Raw genomic sequence first — 16,679 nt, 5'->3', positions numbered from 1 at the left:
AACTTGGAACAACTGAGAAAACTAGTGAAGTACATCCCTGATCTGCAGTGATATTATACAAGATTATTAAAATTAGTCGAGAGTTTTTGCATTCTATTTCGGCTTACTGAAATGTAGAAATAGGAATAAAAAACGATTTGCTTTGGTGAATTCGATTTTTTTGAGATATGTGGCAGTTATTTTGTTATAATAAAATTACCATACAATATTATTATTGCAATCTTGTATGGTAATAATCTGGCTTTATATGTTGCACCAATTTCTCGAATTAGGGGGTTTGTTAAATGGCAATGCCTATTAAAAGACATAATGGAAAAGCAAGGTCTTATAAACGTCTTGTTGTCAGCCGTTCAGCAACCGGTATTGGCGTAACTGATGAAGCGTTTGATTTGACCGACCTCAATGAATCTTTAGAACAAGCTGATAGAGAGATTGCAGAAGGCAAAGTATGCAGTTTTGAAGAAGTCTTTGGCAAACCCTTATAAGGTTGCCATAGAGTGTTCCGCACCATATTTTCGCAATCAGCTAGCAACGAAATTAAACGATTACCACTTGATGCTCAAGCGGTGCTTGAGGATGCAATCAGGAAATATCTACATGTTAACCCATTAGATTATAGCGATGTAACGGATAGTGACCACCCACACAAAAACCGACGTGCTTACCTTAGACAAAATAACCATTGCTTTCTCATATTCCTGGACGTTGATTTCAATCCTCCTGAAATTTGGATCAAAATGGTCAAGCACCTATCGGATGTTTCTAGCTTTTAATCTAGTTTTAAGCATTGCGATTAGCCGCACATAACAAGCTGAGGGCGGCCGTTTGACCAGTATTAAGGCGAACCGCACTTCAAAACAATACTCAAATGGCAGAATAACCACTCTACAAAGCTGTTTTTTGAATATCTTTATGCATCCCAAGAACAATTCTGAATTCGTAACAGAATGTAAACGGTGGTTGACTTCATCGCTATACTTCTCTAAGTAACCCATCCGGCGGAAGCCCGATTTTCTGAATAAAGAACTCACCAAGCTCTGCATGAGCATATATTGTATCCGATAATAATTCTGCTAATGCATCATAGTCCTTGAAAGGATTCCTCCCCTTGTATAACGTATGATCAGGATCCCGATGCGCGGCATCGTTGCGAACTCGGTTAATATCTTTTAGACATTTTAGAGGCTCGTTATCCCAGGCATCAAGGCAAGGTTGCAGAAGATTGAGAACTGTGCTGAAAGAAAGGCGCTTGATGTTGTCGATCAGTGTTTGTATGTGAGTTTCGTCTTGAGGATGATATGCATCCTCGCTAATCAAGCGTACCATATGGTGGAATAAGATATGCTTCAGTATATCTTCAATGTTTGCATGAAGAGAAAGAATGGCGGAACGAATTAGATGCTGATCTTCGGGCAAATTGAAGTTCCAGTTTGCCGCCTTCTCGGAAACCTCACGCATATTACCGCATCCAAGGGCTTCAGCGAAACATTTCTTGATTTTCACTCATCCTGCATCCTGACTTGTTGCTTGCGTCGCGGCGAGCTCCCAACACTGTTTATACTAATCCATATCTCTACTGTTGCATTTTTAAATGCGTTATAAGATTTATGCCTCTTTCTCCAGGGTGTTTAAAAGCTTTTCGGCCCTGTTATATAAATGATCAAAAGTAATAACTTCAACTCCATGTAGACAATCATTTAATAGGCGGAATGCAGTTTTTTCTTCTATAGTCCATTCGTTAGATCGTCCAGATATTACCGTGCACTTTGGTTTTACCGGAGTCTCACATCCATGTCGCCTACACCAGTCAGGATCTGAGAACTTCTTCTCAACCTGAAATATGTAATTAGTAGCTTGAGTTATAGCTCCTTTCAGGTCTTCGCTGTGCTGAAGAAAATCTCGATATTTCTTGTACTGACCTTCCCGATCTTTCTGCCAAAAATCAAGATGAGGATGCTTAATTTCTACAATATCTATGAATCCGTCTTCTGATTCAAACAAATAATCGGCGGTATCCCATAGATCAATTCTGCTTTCATCAAGCAAAACAAAATAAGATAAGCCGAACATCCATCGGTTTTGCTCTAGGAAAGGTTGCCAGTAATTACGCTCTTTCTTTTCTGGATCAGACGATGAAGCCTTAAACTCATCAAGAGATACCTTTCTGGCCTGTACCAGCTTATAGGTCAGTATCTTTTTATCGAGTTCAGGATATTGCTCTTTAAATAATTGGTAAACTGTATCTTTATTCTTTGCAGATTGCAGTATTTGACGAACTACATCAATTGTCACTTCGTCATTAGTTAAGATGGCGGAAGTATACTCTTTGGACAGAATATCAATGTTGAGTAACGATTCGTTTGCCTTTATATAGGCTGCCAACTTCTCTAAGGAGGCCCTATCTGCAATAGTGAACCCATTGTTATCACAAATATCTTCTTCAATCCAATATGGTTCTTCTTTGATCTTTTTGAATTTACAGAACTTTAGAGCATAGTGATGGGTTCTATTTTGTTTCTTGTCGGGGATTAAAATGGCCTGAATTTCGACCAAATATATAACTCTCGTTCTATCGGTCAATTTCTCTGCGTTAACGAAAATCGGATCCGGAAAGCCAAAATCCTTTGCCCTTTTGACGCGCAAATTATAGAAGTCTTGAGAGTTCATACCATCGCCTCTCCTAAAACCGTTCAGTTGTAATTCCCCAGAATTATACCACAAACACTTGTTCTGCTAAAGCTTAATAAAGTTATACTTAACACAAAAAGCCCTAGGCTATGCATATTAATTAGATTGCTTTACTGAAGTAAATAGGGCTTTCCTCAGCAGCTACGTTTCCTTTATCAGGTAGCTGTCTACAATTATTAGTCGTATAATCGATAGCGCAGCTATTATGGGTATTCAGGATCTGGTTAGATCCCTTGTAGCCTTTCATATTGTAATGGAGCGACTATACTTTAATCAGACCAAAACGCCCGTTTTATGGGAGCGTCTAGCAAATAGTGCTGAGCTTAAGTTTAATAAAGATAGTAGTATTTTTATTTGGGCAGAAAGGCTCGGTGAGGAAATCCTTGAGACGTATCCGCCCAATGAGCGTAAAGAAGAATTTTACTACGACGATCAAGGATATAAAACTAAGTAATTGATTAGATAAATACTAATCCTGCGCACGGGAATACTTCAAGTTCTCTGACATTGTTCTGAGGACTTCTTAAGCATAGTTCTCTAAGAGTTTCTTTTCTTTTGGCTGGCTGGTTGCCAAATGTTGTAAACTGATTGTTCCTTCTTTTATGTGAACCTCTATGGAGTTCCTGGCACAAAACTTGATAACTTCATAAGCCATTGAATTATAGAAGGTCTTGTAGTGCAAAAACTGGCTCGTTCGCTTACTATAATTCCACTTACCAAACACTATCTTGTCGACAAACGAGATCTTCTTCAAAATCTCCCTTATGTCCTGTTGTATTGAATTTGGCGTTGGATACGGTTCCATGCTTACCCATGTCTTTAGGCCAGCATCATGTAGCTTTTTTAGCGCAGTTATTCTTAGATCAACTGGTCCTGCATACGGCTCAAATTTATTATGGAAATCTGGCGATAGAGACACAATTGTTGAGCCATACTCGTTAAGAGCATTGAACCTAGACTGATTAGCTAAACTCTCAGGATAAACACCTTTACTAATCAGAATTGCTTTGACTTTATCTTTATTCAAACGCTCTAAAATTTTTAATGTTAATTCTTCAACTTCCGCTATGCCATACATGAAAGGATCTGTAGAAAAACAAAGAAAAACCTGTTCAATTTTATGCTTATGTCTCGGCAGTTCTTTATCCAGCAATTCGAGAGCATTTTCAACAATCTTTGGTTGAATCCAGTCTTGGTAGGTCTTAACTTTACCGCATCTTTTTTTTAACATCATTGCATAACAAGGATAAGTACAGCCATGGGAGCAGCCCTCAACATGGTTTAAACCATAGTCGGCATACTCTACACCGCTTTTATAAAGCAAGGTTTTTCTTCTTATTGCTTCCATGGCTTCTCCATTAACCCATTATATAAGTTAGGGTTACTCTTTTATAGTAAATTCGGTTTTCGTGTTATTTCTGTTATCTATAGTAATATAGAGCGGTCCCTTCCTGGTTGTATCGTCCAGTGCTCCAACTTGGATCTTTTGGTCTTTTTTCAACGTAGATAAAGCTTTTCTTGCATCAGTTAAACGATACATCTTCTCTACAACTATCCTTATTATTTCAACATTTGATAGCTTTTTATTTTTCTGAATCTCTTCATAAAGAAGCTTTTGGAGTTCAATCTCAGCAATCCCTGTAACTTCTTTTTTATCAAATAGGATTAGCTGATTTTCATCCTCTTGTTTTTGTTTGTTGATATTGATGCCCCATTTTTCGCCTGTCTTCTTCCATACAATATTATTTATAGTATCCATCCCTACCAAGTTTTTCGTGATTAGAAATAGACAATTCTTTGTGGTTCCACTGTCGATAACAATAGGTCTTACTAGCTGAGTGCCCAATTTGGTCTTTAAGCCTTCATGCACAGATTCAATAAATTCAAGAAAGTCTTTATAGTCGGCAATCTTCTTATTTGTAAAATCGACGATAAAATCCTCTAATGGTTTCGGCGGTTGCTTAGAAGCGAATCTATAGGCATGAAACGTAGGTAGGAAAATTAATATCTCTGCATTTTTTAAAGATAAAAGCGCTTGTAGCTCTGATGTATTAACCAAACTATACGTGTACGGATCCAAAAAGAAAAACTTAGGCGTCTTATCATGAAACTTGGGGTCGGTTAAGATTTTCCCAATAATATCTTTATAATCTGACGCGTCCGCATATATTTTTATATTTCCGGTCGGGCTATTTTCTTGAATTTCCTGCCTTAATGTTTTGATACACTCAGCATCCTTGTCATTAAAAAGGATTGTTAGCTTAGGCTTCTTAGCCTTCAAATGCGGTATTGTTAGAATATAGCTTATCTTATCTAATAAGGTCAGGGGGCTTCCTTTAGCGGTTCCATTTTTCCCCTGCCCACAAAACAAATCTGCAATTATGCAAGAACCATATGTCATCAATATTTTGACAAGATATTCTTCAATATAATTGCCGTAGAATTGGATTTTAACAGCAGTTTTATCCGATTGGTCGTTATAGAAATCTATTGTTTTATTTGCCATTTGATTATACTACCCATCCGTAAGGCTGCAACGGCAGGCCTCAAAATGAAATCGCCTCGATGAAAAATTATGGCTCCATGATGCTGAAATAACTATACTTTGGCCGTTACCATTAATATAAGTATAAGCCCGACCCAAGAGCACCGCTAATTTAGATACTACATTATTACTGATTATTAAACGAACACATGTTCTATTATAGCTTAACAAAGCATTTCTTCAATTAATATTGCTTACTTGAAAGTTTATTCTACAATCACTAGCATTGCTATTAACAGTATACTACTAATTCATTTGAGGAGAGTGAGCATTATGGCAAAGATCGGCATGGACTTACGAGGGTTCTAACTCTGCTTCTGAGCTCTAGCTCTTTGAACCCTATAAAAAAGAAAATGGCTTGTGAAAAGCATTTTTCACAAGCCATAGTGGGGTCGGGATGGGAGGATTCGAACCCATGCCCTAGGTACCACCCCGTAAAACTACCGTCTAACGAAAAACGACCAGGATGATTGGATGATGGCGCCCTTGTTGGTTCTTCCTCTTATAACCGCGTAATGGTAACCGGGCTTTAGTTTGGCGACACCGGAAGAATAGACACGCTTGTGGTCGGGCGAGAGAATAACGCGACCGCCGATGTCGTGGTAATCAAGCCTGAGTCGCAGCGTAGCGATGTTAACCCCTTCTAAATTGCCGAGGATTGCCGCGATGCAGGCCGTGTCTGTCGCCACATACGAGGCATCCTCTGGATAGTGCGCCGTGACATCCAAGGGCATGCTATTCAAATCGTTGATGAAATTCTTAAAAGAGGTATTCCTGAAGATAATCGTGCGCTTCAAAAGCAAAGGCGACTGCTCTCCCTCCATGTTCTTGCCGGAGTTCACGGTAAAGGCCATCTTGTAGCCCGTATCCGCCACCGCTTTGACCACGAAGGAATTATATAAACCGTAGGGGTATGCAAAGTACTTCATCCGTTTTTTAAGTAGATGCTCAAGCCATACCTTGGAATCCTTCAGCTCATGTGTCAATCGTGCTCTGTAGGCGGTAGACGTTTCACCGTGCTTGATGATGAGGTTGGAGTGGGCCCAGGTGTGCGACTGAACGTCAAAGCCGTGCTTGTCGAGATCGACTAAGTCGACCGTGTTCATAAAGATACGGTTTTTAAAGTTAATGGTCTGCGGGTTGACGAAAAACGCCGCTTTAAATTTATACTTGAGCAGGATGGGGATGGCGTTTTGGTACTGGTTCTTCCAGCCATCGTCAAACGTAATGAGAACCGGCTTCTTCGGAAGCGGTTTGCCCCTGGTGAGATTCGCATAGAGCTGGTCGAGGGTTATCGTTTTATAGCCCAAATCGTATAACGTCTTCATCTGCCGGTCGAAGACCTCCGGTGCGGTTGTGATGGAATTGGTTGGGTTAGGCAGGATCTGATGGTAGAGCAACACCGGGATAACCTGGCGCATCACCGTTTGCGTACCCTCTTGTGCACCCGCCCAGTCGCTCGCTTGCGCACTATCCTTCGTGGTATCGCTGCTTTCCAAGGTAGCCGTACTCTCTAAAACGGCCCTGCTTGCGGATGCGGTAGCTGTTGATGCCCGCTCTGCTTGCGTGCTCGCAGTAATCGCTTTCTGTGAGCTTGCCTTGGGCGGAAGGCATCCCACCAAAACCAGTGCTACCAAAAGAACCGCGAGCGCCAGCTTCAACTTGAAGGCATCCGAACCGACCCCACCGCTCGCAGTAATCTTACCTAAGCTCTTTTCTAGTCTCTTTTTTATGATAGTAAGCTTTTGTTTCAGCATATCGCCCATCGTAACGTACCCGCTTGTTCGTCGTTCATCGTCTTAAAGCATACTTCTAGGTTATCGGAGCCGATCCCCGCATAATTTAGCCGCCTTCCGGCTTTAAAACGCGGTATCGTCCGGTTGTTTGTTTTCCCTGTTACCCTTATAATCCTTACTGACAGACGTGCTCATTAATGTATACGTACATCTATTAATAGACCTCTTAAGAGATCTATTAATAGAGCCATTAATACATCTCTTAATGGCCTACTAATACATATGTCAATAAACCTACAAATGATTTATCAATATACCTGAAGCTAGATTTAAACTACGATGGGATAATCAGGTAGTAATACAGTAATATTTTTACAACCGGTTATGCGCAGATGAAAAATATTAAGCTACGAACCATCTCTTATTGTCGAAACAACCTGCACGCCATTATTGCCTTCGCTCTTGTAATTCTGGCGGCGCTTTTTCTGCGATACAGGGTACTCCCTATTCTAACTCAGAACGCTCTATTTTTGCTAACCGCCGACGCCGATTCGGCCAGCTATTTGCGGATGTTCGACCTGGCCGTTTCCCACTTTCCAAGGATGCCCGCAAGCATGGATTATTATTCGAGTTACCCCTGGGGATTTAAGTACGTGCTGCCCCCAATGTGGCCGTATACCTTAGCAGGCCTCTCTCTTTTGGTCTCGGCAATCGCGCACATCGACATACGGCAGGCGGCAGGCGTTATTGTGCTGGCCCTCGGTATGGCGGCGACTATCCCCATCTATTTTTTGGCCAGGGAACTGTTCGGAAAAAGAATCGCTCTTGCCGCAGTGGCCTTTGCGCTTGTTCTTCCCGACTTCGCTCTTCTACCGGCGCTTGGGGTCGATCACCATATCGCCGACGCCTTTCTCATCCCATCGGTCTTTGCCCTTTTCCTCGTTGCCCAGCGCTTTTTCCTTGAGAGAAACATCAAGGGCTTTGTGCTTGCGGGGATATTCGGCGGGGTGGCGATAGCGGTCTCGATGATGATGTCGCTCTCGCTCATCCTGGTCAACTCGATGGTCGTCCTTCCCGTTGTCGTTGCGCTCTTTATCCTGGATAGAGAAAACATCAAGGCCGCTCTCGCCTCCCTGGGCGCCCTTTTTGGCTTTGCCGCCCTAACCCTGATTATCTCGGCGCTCACTACCACCTGGCCGGCGGGTGGCTTCGAGTTCAGCAAGCTCTCGTATTTTCACATCGCAGCGTTCGGAGCGATCGCCACATCCGGGGCTCTCGGCTACACCCTCCTTGCCAACAAGATTAAGCTTTCTCTGTTCAGGAGTATCGCGGGAGTGGCGATCTTCACCGCGCTCGCGGTGGCCGTGCCGGCGGTCTCCCAGCTGCTGCTTAAGGGGTATTGGCGAAGCATCGGAAGCTACCCGCTCGGCCTGGATACGTTTGAACTCACACCCCTTTTCAAGCCCGATGCTAGCTGGGCGCAGCGGTTTTTCTCGCCGCTCCTTTTCACAGCTCCCATCGCCGCGGTGTGGCTTGCCGCACGGGATTGGCGCCGTAATTCAATAAGTTTCAACCGCATCTTTTTCTATGTGATCTCCGTGTCCCTGGGGTTTTACACGGTCAAAGTGCGCTATTACAGCGATTTTTTGGCGATCTTTTTGGTGATCTCATACGCCCTTTTCTTCTTCCTGGTGGTCGATTATATCTCCTCAAGATTCAAGGATTCTCTGCCCGCACGGCTGAGCGCTAATTCACTCTTTGCCCTGGTCACTGCAATAGCGGTTATTATCGTGGCATACCCCTTAGCGGGAGCGAGCCCGGGCCGGGTCGACCCCAACCTCTACACGCTCTCCCGCTACATACAGCAGCACACGCCATCGCCGGGCGATTTTTCAAACCCGTCCGCAAAGCCGTCTTACGGGATTCTCTGCAACTGGAGCTGGAGCTTCCAGTTGGAATACCTTGCCGAGCGGGCCTGTGTGTCGACAGGAAACCACGAAAGCGGCATCGACGGCATCATCGCCGCCGAGAGATTCTACCAGATCCAAGACGAGGACGAAGCCTATAAAATGCTCATTGATCTTGGCGTTCGCTATGTCGTGGGGGATAAAAAATTCACCCTCTGGTCGGGGGATATCGCAAAAATCGGCGAGCCGAGCGCAAACCCGGATGCCGTTGTGCGGGTACTGCGCCAGGAGGAGCTGGATATCGAGGCGGTCAGGCGTACCATGGCATATCGCCTGTGCTGGGAGGTAATAAAGCCGCCCGCCGAAGGAGCGGTCGAGCCGCTCCACCACTTCAGGCTCCTTTATATCAGCGACGCCGATACGAATTCCGCGCCGTTTATGCTCTTTGAGCCCGTAAAGGGCGCCCGCCTCACCATCAACGCTGCACCTAACAGGCCGGTCGCCATCTGGACGAGAGTACGCGCCAATAACAGCCGGGTGCTCCCGTTTAAGGTCATGGGCAGGACAAATGCAAAAGGAATGTTTTCGACTATCGTCCCGTACCCGTCCGAGACAAGCGATGCTGTGAAAGCCGGGCCGTACAGGCTGCAGGTCGGGTATAGCAGCCGCACGGTTGACGTAAGCGAACAAGCGGTTCGCAATGGTGATGAACTCGTAGTGAAATGGTAGCTAGCCTGAGAACCGCCGGACCCGGTTCCTTCCTACTTCTTATGAAGAAGTAAAAGCTCCTGCCCGACTTGCGTGCCGATAAGGGGATCGCTGGTTGTTTTGCAGCACCAGTTAACGACGATGGTCTTGAAGCGCCTGAGCGATATGCTTAAAGCAACGATCACCAGAGTGAAGAGCAAGCCTGAGAGCCACTTGCTGTTGAAAGCATAAAGCAAGTTGTATTTGCCCATAAACACCCACTCGAAGAGATACAGCTCGTACGAGATAGAGCCGATCAGCACGAGCAGTTTCGACGAAAGGCCGTAGAACCTGGCGGTCGCCATCAACAGTATCGCGCCGAGCGCGAACGCAAAATTCGCCCATGTATAGCTCTCAAAGGTAACGAGGCTTTTCCCTACGTACACGCTAAAGAAGTAAAACGCGGGGATCGCCGCCACACTTAGGCACAGTACCAGCACTTTTGGTTTTGCCATATAGCTTAACCTGCGATAGTAAAGCCCCGCGAGTGCTCCGACCGGGAACAGGTAAGCGTGCAGCCCCAGTTGCCAGGATATCCTGCTCGGAAAAACGAGCGCCGCGTGATTTCTGAAGAGGTATGCGAACACAAAGAGCAGGCCAAGTTTGACTACATCGCGTGTCGGCAACTTAAATACCAGGAAAAATATCAGGTACCAGAGGATAATAAAGGTCACAAACCACATCGTGGGGTCTATTGATGTGCTCGAGTCAAAACCGATCAGCGCAAGAATCGCCGTTGACCAGGAATAGGTCTTAGCGAGAAATATCGCATCGATAGCGAGCCAGATACCCGTTACTATTACATAGGGCAAAACCACTTTGCCCAACCGCTTCTTAAAAAACCCGTGGCCCACCCCATTTTTGAGATACGACTGCGTCAGGCCAAACCCGGAGAGGAACAAAAATATCGCCACACCCCAGGCACCGGAAAAAGAGAAGTCGTACGGTAAACTGATGAATTTTAGCAGCTTGAGGTGGGAGATGATGACCAGCAGAATCGCGACCCCTTTAAGCTGCACAGTGCCTTCCCAATCGATAAAGGGCACAACGGTTCCACCGTCTTCGGTCCTCCTGAACGAGGCGGCAATTACAATCACTACAAGTATCAAAGCATATACAGAAACGGCCAACGCCCTCACCCCATGGAACCGTCTTTGCGACAGTCCAGCTCTTTTGCGAACATAAAACAGTAGTGTAAGTATCGGCTACTGCATCAGTAGGTTTAGAGTTGGTCAATCCAAAGGGTCTTTACTTATCGCGTAGTATCGCTTAAACTAAATAGCAACCGACTTCTAGTTTAACCTGGCAAGAATACGGTAGTTATGATATTATTGCGACAATAAAAGGTTGCATACTGACCGGTTGGTAGGATTGCATTATGGATAAATACGACGTGCTACATATTTGCCTCAACGGTCACATCATCGACAATGGTCTAGAAAACGCCGATTATGATGGCAGCACGTGCCCGATCTGCGGATTTCCCACTATCGACGAGTGCTTAAATTGCGAGACCAAGATACAAGATAGCGAGCGCGATGTATATATCGACAAGCCCATCATGGCGCCGTCACATTGTCACAGCTGCAGGGAGCCGTTCCCCTGGACGCTCACCATCGGCAATGCAAAAGACCTGGTCCATATGCTTGATGGGTTAACGTTTGGTGATCAGCAGCGCCTGATCCAGCACGTCGGGCTCATAACAAAAGACTCCCCGGAAGCAGTGGTAGCGGCCAAAAGCGCCAAGAAACTACTGGGTGAGTTCGATAGCCGGCATGCGCGCGCCCTGCTGGATATCCTGGAGGATATCGCAAGCGAACCGGCCCGAAAATTTATAACGGCTCTCGCTGTATCTCTTCCCTTGACCCACCTTGCGCGATCTCAAGAGATTGCGGACATCGTCACTTTGTTGTAGCATAAGCGCTTGCACGTTAACAGATAGAAGTGCCGCTCTCCCGCTCAAAACATGGAACACAAAGTTGCTTGCCATGGAAGAGCTTTATCTTTGTCTCCATCGCCGCCTCGCCGCACGAGTCACAGACTACCGATGCCAGTACCTGGGCTTGTTTCGGAAGCTCGATGGTTTCTTCGCGAACATCAAAAAGCTCTTCGGCGGGCATTGCCAGAAGGCGCCGTATCGTTTCCTCGCGGCTCTCGCCCTCTTTTGCCCAGCGGCCCTTCGGCCTTACGGCAATACGCAGGGCTTTTCCGGTCGTACGTTGTGCGATCGTATAGACATGTTTGCCGTAGTCATGAATGAAGAAGTTTCCCTTGCCCACGGTGGTCCCGAGCAGATATTGGATGGCGTCGATGCCGCACGCGCGGTTCTCGACGATGGCGATGACTTCCTCGTCTTCAGAGCGGCGATTCTTCAGCCAATCAAGGGCAACCCCTGCAGCCCGGTACCCTAAGGTCAATCCCGGGCAGAGATGGCCGTGAAAGCGTGCGACTTCGTCGATTGATGGGATAGTAGTATTGTTCAATTGAAGTTACCCTTTGACCAGGGCTTCGGCTTTAACCAATTCCTCGGCGATTTGCACGGCATTAAGCGCTGCGCCTTTTCGGATCTGGTCGCCGACCACCCAGAAGTTAAGACCGTTCTCGCAGGAGAGGTCCTCTCTGATGCGCCCGACATAGCAATCGTCCTGGCCCGATGCAAAAAGCGGCATCGGATATTGCTTGTTCGCGGGGTCGTCTATTACCTGCAAACCCGGTGCGGCCGCAAACAGCTCGCGCGCCTTCTCGGGAGTGATCTTCTTCTCGGTCTCTACGTTGATGGCCTCAGAATGCGCCCGTATTGCGGACACGCGCACGCAGGTCGGGCTGACCTGTATCCCGGCGTCTCCCATGATCTTGCGGGTCTCGTTGACCATCTTCATCTCTTCTTTGGTATAACCGTTGTCCTGGAACACATCGATGTGCGGTATCAGGTTGAAGAGCAGCTGGTGCGCGAAAAACTCTACGTTAATCGGCTGACCCGCCGCAAACGCCTTGGTCTGGCTTAAAAGCTCATCCATGCCCTTTGCGCCCGCCCCCGAGGCCGATTGATATGTCGAGACGACGATTCTCTTCACCCTGCTGTAATCATATAGCGGCTTCAAGACCACCAGCATGATGATGGTGGTGCAGTTCGGGTTGGCGATGATGCCCTTGTGCTTTGCGACATCCTCCGGATTGACTTCGGGCACGACAAGCGGCACCTCCGGGTCCATGCGAAAGGCACTCGAGTTGTCCACGACAATCGCACCCGCCTCGACCGCCGCAGGAGCGAACTGCTGGCTGATTGAGCCGCCCGCGGAAAACAGCGCGATATCGACACTCTTAAACGAGTCTTTCGTCAGTTCCTCAACGGCGATCTCCTCGCCCTTATATGAAAACTTCTTTCCGACCGAGCGCGACGAGGCTAAAAGTTTGAGGTTGCCGACCGGGAAATCTCGCTGCTCGAGAACAGCGCGCATCTCCTCGCCGACCGCACCGGTCGCTCCGGCTATCGCAACGTTATAGAGCTTCACTGGTGACCGCCTCCTCGCTAAGCTGGAAGTGGTCGTGCAGAGCGCGCACGGCGGTCTCCACATTCGACGCATCGATAACGCAGGCGATCTTGATAGGGGATGTGCTGATCATCTGGATATTGATATCGTTTTTGGCGAGCACGTCAAACATCTCAGCGGCAACACCCGGATGGCTCTTCATGCCGGCGCCGATAATCGATACCTTGGCGATATCTTGGTTGTAGTCGTACCCTTTTGCGCCAAGCTCACGCACGATCTCCTGTATCGTAGATTCCGCCCTCGGCACGTCATCAAGCCCGAGCGTAAATGAAATATCGGTAAATCCCTCATAGCTCACGTTTTGCACGATCATGTCGACGTTGATATTCGCAGCCGCAAGGGGCCTAAACACCTTGGCCGCGATACCGGGCTTATCCGGCACGCCGAAAATCGTGATTTTTCCTTCACTTGCATCGTGGGTTACCCCACTTATAATAGGTCGTTCCATCCCCTCATCTTCCTCCTTGACAACCGTTCCGGCGCAATCGGTAAAACTGCATCGTACATTTATAATGACGCCGTGATTACGGCCATATTCCACCGAGCGTAGCTGCAATACCTTTGCTCCCGTCGCAGCCATCTCGAGCATTTCTTCATATGTTATCTCCGCCACCAGCGAGGCGTCGGGCACGATCCTGGGATCGGCGCTAAACACCCCGTCGACGTCGGTATATATCTCGCACTTGTCGGCTTTTAGCGCTGCGGCAATCGCAACCGCTGTCGTATCAGACCCGCCGCGCCCGAGTGTGGTGATGTCGTTATCGATGGTGACTCCCTGAAAGCCGGCGACGATAACGATCTTACCCTTGTCGAGTTCCTGCAAAATCCGCTCCGATTTGACGTCGAGGATTTTGGCCTTGGTGTGGCTGTCGTCGGTCAGGATACCAACCTGGTATCCGGTAAAAGATATCGCCTCATGCCCGAGGGCGTGTATCGCCATTGCAAGAAGCGCAACCGAGATCTGCTCGCCGGTGGAGAGAAGCATGTCCATCTCGCGCTCCGGCGGCGTCTCGCTTATCTGGCGCGCCAGCTCAATGAGTTCGTCCGTCGTATCGCCGAGCGCCGAAACAACGACGACGACCGAGCTACCTTCCGTCTTGGCGGCCACGGCGCGGCGTGCGACATTTTTTATCTTATCGGTATCGGCCACGGAGCTGCCGCCAAATTTTTGTACAACGATCCCCAAAGTAGTGCCTCCAAACGTATATCTCCCAATAAATAAGCCAAACCTTATTGTACCAGGCGAAACAGTTCGTATCAACGGGGGGAAACTGATAACGTTGGGATACGCAAAAACTCCCTTAGCCCTAACATCTTTCATTTAAACCCCTTTAAAACTATAATGTATGAATATGTCACAATGTCCAAATTGCGGAAGCAAATTCGAATCCGGTAAGTTCAGGTGCTCAAACTGCGGATCTCTGCTCATCTACGGGGGTTCCAGCAGTAAGAGACCCTCCCTCTGGAATAGAATTATGCGCTACAAAAACATCATAATCCTTCTCGCTATCGCGATCGTCATCGCATCGGCAAACACGTTCCTCGCGGCGCTCGACTTGGTGTATTGGGTTCTCATCATCGGCCTGGTCGCGGCAGTGGTCGTCGTTTGGCTGCGCGGTCGCAACCGCACGAGCTACGGGCCGCCGCAAAACCGCTATCACAACGAGCCACCCAGCCCGGGTGGCGGTCGCAAAAAACACGCGAACGTTATCCCCTTCAAGAAAAAACGCGACGCCAAAACAAAGAAGGCCAACCGGGACTAGGTCAAGCCTCAATTTTGCGCTGTTTTCACATATATTTCTTTTTATATTCTTCTTTTTTGGGAATCATAGCTCTGTAGGCTGTTGCTTGCCGTTGCATAAGAGTAACCGAAAGGAGAGATATGAGGCGTCACAATGTGGATGTGGATGCGCTGAAAGAAACGGTTCATATAACTAAAGACAACCCGGGTATGGCGAGGTTCGTTCTGGATTTAAAGGGCACCTGGTACACCGACCCCAACAACCCCCAGTTTGAGGCGGACCTTGAATACCCCCGGGGCGCAATGGCGCTGGTCGCAGACTCCCTTCCCCTATTCGGGGGAGAAGGCAGGGCTCCGGCCCCCATGCTGTACTTTTTCTTCGGGGCCATGGCCTGCTATGCCTCCACGTTTGCCAACGTCGCCGCCCTTGAAGATGCCACGATAAAAAGCATGTCGGTCGAAGCGCTCGGCACGCTGGATTATGCCCCCGTCCTGGGCCTCACCGACGACCCCTTCTTGGACGAGCTGATTTTCAAGGTGATAGTCGATACCGATGCGCCCGACGAGAAACTGCAGCGGATACGCCATTTTACCGACGAGCAGTGCCCGGCCGTCCAAATCCTTCAAAAAAGCATCGACCTGCATGTGCATATCGCAAGAAAAGAACGCCCGGAATTCAGAGTATCGTAAATTGGGGATAGTAAGGCAAAATAGGGGCTAACTGCCGCGTGAGATGTTTTCGAATCTCGTACAGTGCTCGTTGAAGTAAAGGGGCACGACTCCCGTGGGACCGTTCCTATGCTTGGCCACGATAACCTCCGCCGCAGCCCGCTCCTCCGCCGCATTCATATCATCATAATTGCCGTACATATTGCGGTGGATAAACATAACGATGTCTGCATCCTGTTCTATAGCACCAGATTCGCGCAGGTCAGAGAGTTGTGGCTTCTTGTCGCTTCTCTGCTCGACGGCTCGGGAGAGCTGGGAGAGGGCGATTACGGGCACTTCGAGCTCCTTGGCGAGGATTTTGAGGCCTCGGGATATCTCGGCGATTTCCTGCTGCCGGTTTTCGACCCTGCGATACGATTGCATCAGCTGCAAGTAATCGACGATGACGACCCCCGCCGAGTGCCTGGCGAAAAGACGGCGGGCTTTGGCGCGCACCTCAAGGATACCGATGCTCGGCGTGTCGTCGATGTAGATGGGTTTTTCGGCAAGCCGGCCGACCGCACCGGAGAGCTTCGACCAGTCCTCATCGCGCAGGTGCCCGGTCCTTAGGCGATGGCTGTCGATTCTCGCCTCGGAGCACATCATCCTCTGGGCCAACTGGTGGCGGCTCATCTCAAGGCTGAATATGGCAACGGGTATCTCTTTTTTGCCGATCTCAGTAGCCATATTCAGCGCAAGCGCCGTCTTCCCCATGGCGGGCCTGGCTGCAATGATAGCGAGGTCTCCGGGATGAAAGCCGGTGAGCAGCTTGTCCATATCAACGTAGCCGGTGGTGACGCCCGTTATCTGCTCTTTGTTTTCGTAGAGCTTCTCGACCATCTCAAAGCCCTCGGTCAAAAGGTCTTTGATGTGGACGAATTTCTCGCTCATGCGCTTGTGGGCGATTTGAAAGATGAGGTTCTCGGCGCGGTCGATGACGGCTTCGACGTCGCTCGGCCCCTCGTAGCCGAGCGCCGCTATCTCGGTGGACACTCTAATAAGCGCGCGCAACGTCGAGTCTTTCTCGACGATTTTCGGGGAAAAATCGGCATTGGC

Annotated in this window: 16 protein-coding genes; 6 read left to right on the top strand and 10 right to left on the bottom strand. The window is 48.0% G+C overall.

Annotated features, from left to right (window positions below):
- The first annotated feature begins 284 nt into the window (after positions 1-284).
- A complete protein-coding gene (locus tag ACYC56_RS05585) occupies positions 285-485 on the top strand; it encodes a hypothetical protein (RefSeq protein ID WP_461373195.1) in 201 nt (66 codons plus the stop codon).
- Between the two features lie 487 nt (positions 486-972).
- On the opposite strand, the gene ACYC56_RS05580 is transcribed toward ACYC56_RS05585, so the two are convergent.
- Together ACYC56_RS05580 and ACYC56_RS05575 are read right to left on the bottom strand one after the other, a co-directional pair.
- Positions 973-1,503, bottom strand: a complete 531-nt coding sequence (locus tag ACYC56_RS05580) for a hypothetical protein (RefSeq protein ID WP_461373194.1) — start codon at positions 1,501-1,503, stop codon at positions 973-975.
- Between the two features lie 102 nt (positions 1,504-1,605).
- Complete coding sequence (locus tag ACYC56_RS05575) at positions 1,606-2,667, bottom strand: Shedu anti-phage system protein SduA domain-containing protein (RefSeq protein WP_461373193.1); 1,062 nt, start codon at positions 2,665-2,667, stop codon at positions 1,606-1,608.
- 226 nt (positions 2,668-2,893) lie between these two features.
- Here ACYC56_RS05575 and ACYC56_RS05570 point away from each other — a divergent pair, with 226 nt between their 5' ends.
- On the top strand, positions 2,894-3,142 hold the full coding sequence (locus ACYC56_RS05570; RefSeq protein ID WP_461373192.1) for a hypothetical protein: 249 nt from the start codon (positions 2,894-2,896) through the stop codon (positions 3,140-3,142).
- A 69-nt stretch (positions 3,143-3,211) separates the two neighbouring features.
- Here the strand turns inward: ACYC56_RS05570 and ACYC56_RS05565 are convergent, their stop codons facing one another.
- The 3 genes from ACYC56_RS05565 to ACYC56_RS05555 all read right to left on the bottom strand — a co-directional run bounded on the left by ACYC56_RS05565 (position 3,212) and on the right by ACYC56_RS05555 (position 6,999).
- Positions 3,212-4,036, bottom strand: coding sequence for a radical SAM protein (locus ACYC56_RS05565; protein WP_461373191.1), 825 nt, complete (start codon positions 4,034-4,036; stop codon positions 3,212-3,214).
- Between the two features lie 33 nt (positions 4,037-4,069).
- Positions 4,070-5,194, bottom strand: coding sequence for a three-Cys-motif partner protein TcmP (tcmP, locus tag ACYC56_RS05560; RefSeq protein WP_461373190.1), 1,125 nt, complete (start codon positions 5,192-5,194; stop codon positions 4,070-4,072).
- A 479-nt stretch (positions 5,195-5,673) separates the two neighbouring features.
- The gene (locus ACYC56_RS05555; RefSeq protein WP_461373189.1) at positions 5,674-6,999 is read right to left on the bottom strand and encodes a polysaccharide deacetylase family protein; all 1,326 of its coding nucleotides are present in this window, start codon (positions 6,997-6,999) and stop codon (positions 5,674-5,676) included.
- Between the two features lie 362 nt (positions 7,000-7,361).
- Here ACYC56_RS05555 and ACYC56_RS05550 point away from each other — a divergent pair, with 362 nt between their 5' ends.
- Entirely contained in the window at positions 7,362-9,605 is a 2,244-nt protein-coding gene (locus ACYC56_RS05550) for a glycosyltransferase family 39 protein (protein ID WP_461373188.1), read from the top strand.
- 32 nt (positions 9,606-9,637) lie between these two features.
- Here the strand turns inward: ACYC56_RS05550 and ACYC56_RS05545 are convergent, their stop codons facing one another.
- Positions 9,638-10,753, bottom strand: a complete 1,116-nt coding sequence (locus ACYC56_RS05545; RefSeq protein WP_461373187.1) for an acyltransferase family protein — start codon at positions 10,751-10,753, stop codon at positions 9,638-9,640.
- Positions 10,754-11,001: 248 nt separating this feature from the next.
- Here ACYC56_RS05545 and ACYC56_RS05540 point away from each other — a divergent pair, with 248 nt between their 5' ends.
- Positions 11,002-11,538, top strand: a complete 537-nt coding sequence (locus tag ACYC56_RS05540; protein ID WP_461373186.1) for a DUF2321 domain-containing protein — start codon at positions 11,002-11,004, stop codon at positions 11,536-11,538.
- Between the two features lie 16 nt (positions 11,539-11,554).
- Here the strand turns inward: ACYC56_RS05540 and ACYC56_RS05535 are convergent, their stop codons facing one another.
- From ACYC56_RS05535 to ACYC56_RS05525, 3 genes are read right to left on the bottom strand one after another with little or no spacing between them, the layout of a single operon-like run.
- Complete coding sequence (locus tag ACYC56_RS05535; RefSeq protein WP_461373185.1) at positions 11,555-12,106, bottom strand: FmdE family protein; 552 nt, start codon at positions 12,104-12,106, stop codon at positions 11,555-11,557.
- A 6-nt stretch (positions 12,107-12,112) separates the two neighbouring features.
- Positions 12,113-13,135, bottom strand: coding sequence for an aspartate-semialdehyde dehydrogenase (locus ACYC56_RS05530; RefSeq protein ID WP_461373184.1), 1,023 nt, complete (start codon positions 13,133-13,135; stop codon positions 12,113-12,115).
- Positions 13,122-14,360 carry an aspartate kinase gene (locus ACYC56_RS05525; RefSeq protein ID WP_461373183.1) on the bottom strand — a complete coding sequence of 413 codons (1,239 nt, stop codon included), beginning with the start codon at positions 14,358-14,360 and terminating at the stop codon, positions 13,122-13,124. The genes ACYC56_RS05530 and ACYC56_RS05525 overlap by 14 nt, the downstream gene beginning before the upstream one ends.
- Before the next feature lie 289 nt (positions 14,361-14,649).
- Here ACYC56_RS05525 and ACYC56_RS05520 point away from each other — a divergent pair, with 289 nt between their 5' ends.
- The gene (locus ACYC56_RS05520) at positions 14,650-14,937 is read left to right on the top strand and encodes a hypothetical protein (RefSeq protein ID WP_461373182.1); all 288 of its coding nucleotides are present in this window, start codon (positions 14,650-14,652) and stop codon (positions 14,935-14,937) included.
- A 119-nt stretch (positions 14,938-15,056) separates the two neighbouring features.
- Positions 15,057-15,605: an OsmC family protein gene (locus ACYC56_RS05515; protein WP_461373181.1), complete on the top strand. Its 549-nt coding sequence runs from the start codon at positions 15,057-15,059 to the stop codon at positions 15,603-15,605.
- A gap of 27 nt (positions 15,606-15,632) precedes the next feature.
- On the opposite strand, the gene dnaB is transcribed toward ACYC56_RS05515, so the two are convergent.
- Positions 15,633-16,679: replicative DNA helicase (dnaB, locus tag ACYC56_RS05510; RefSeq protein WP_461373180.1), on the bottom strand; the 1,047-nt coding region annotated here is incomplete at its 5' end.

This window comes from Candidatus Aquicultor sp. (assembly GCF_054640775.1).
Note: the sequence above shows the minus strand (reverse complement) of the source record. Positions and strands in the feature narration are given on the sequence as shown.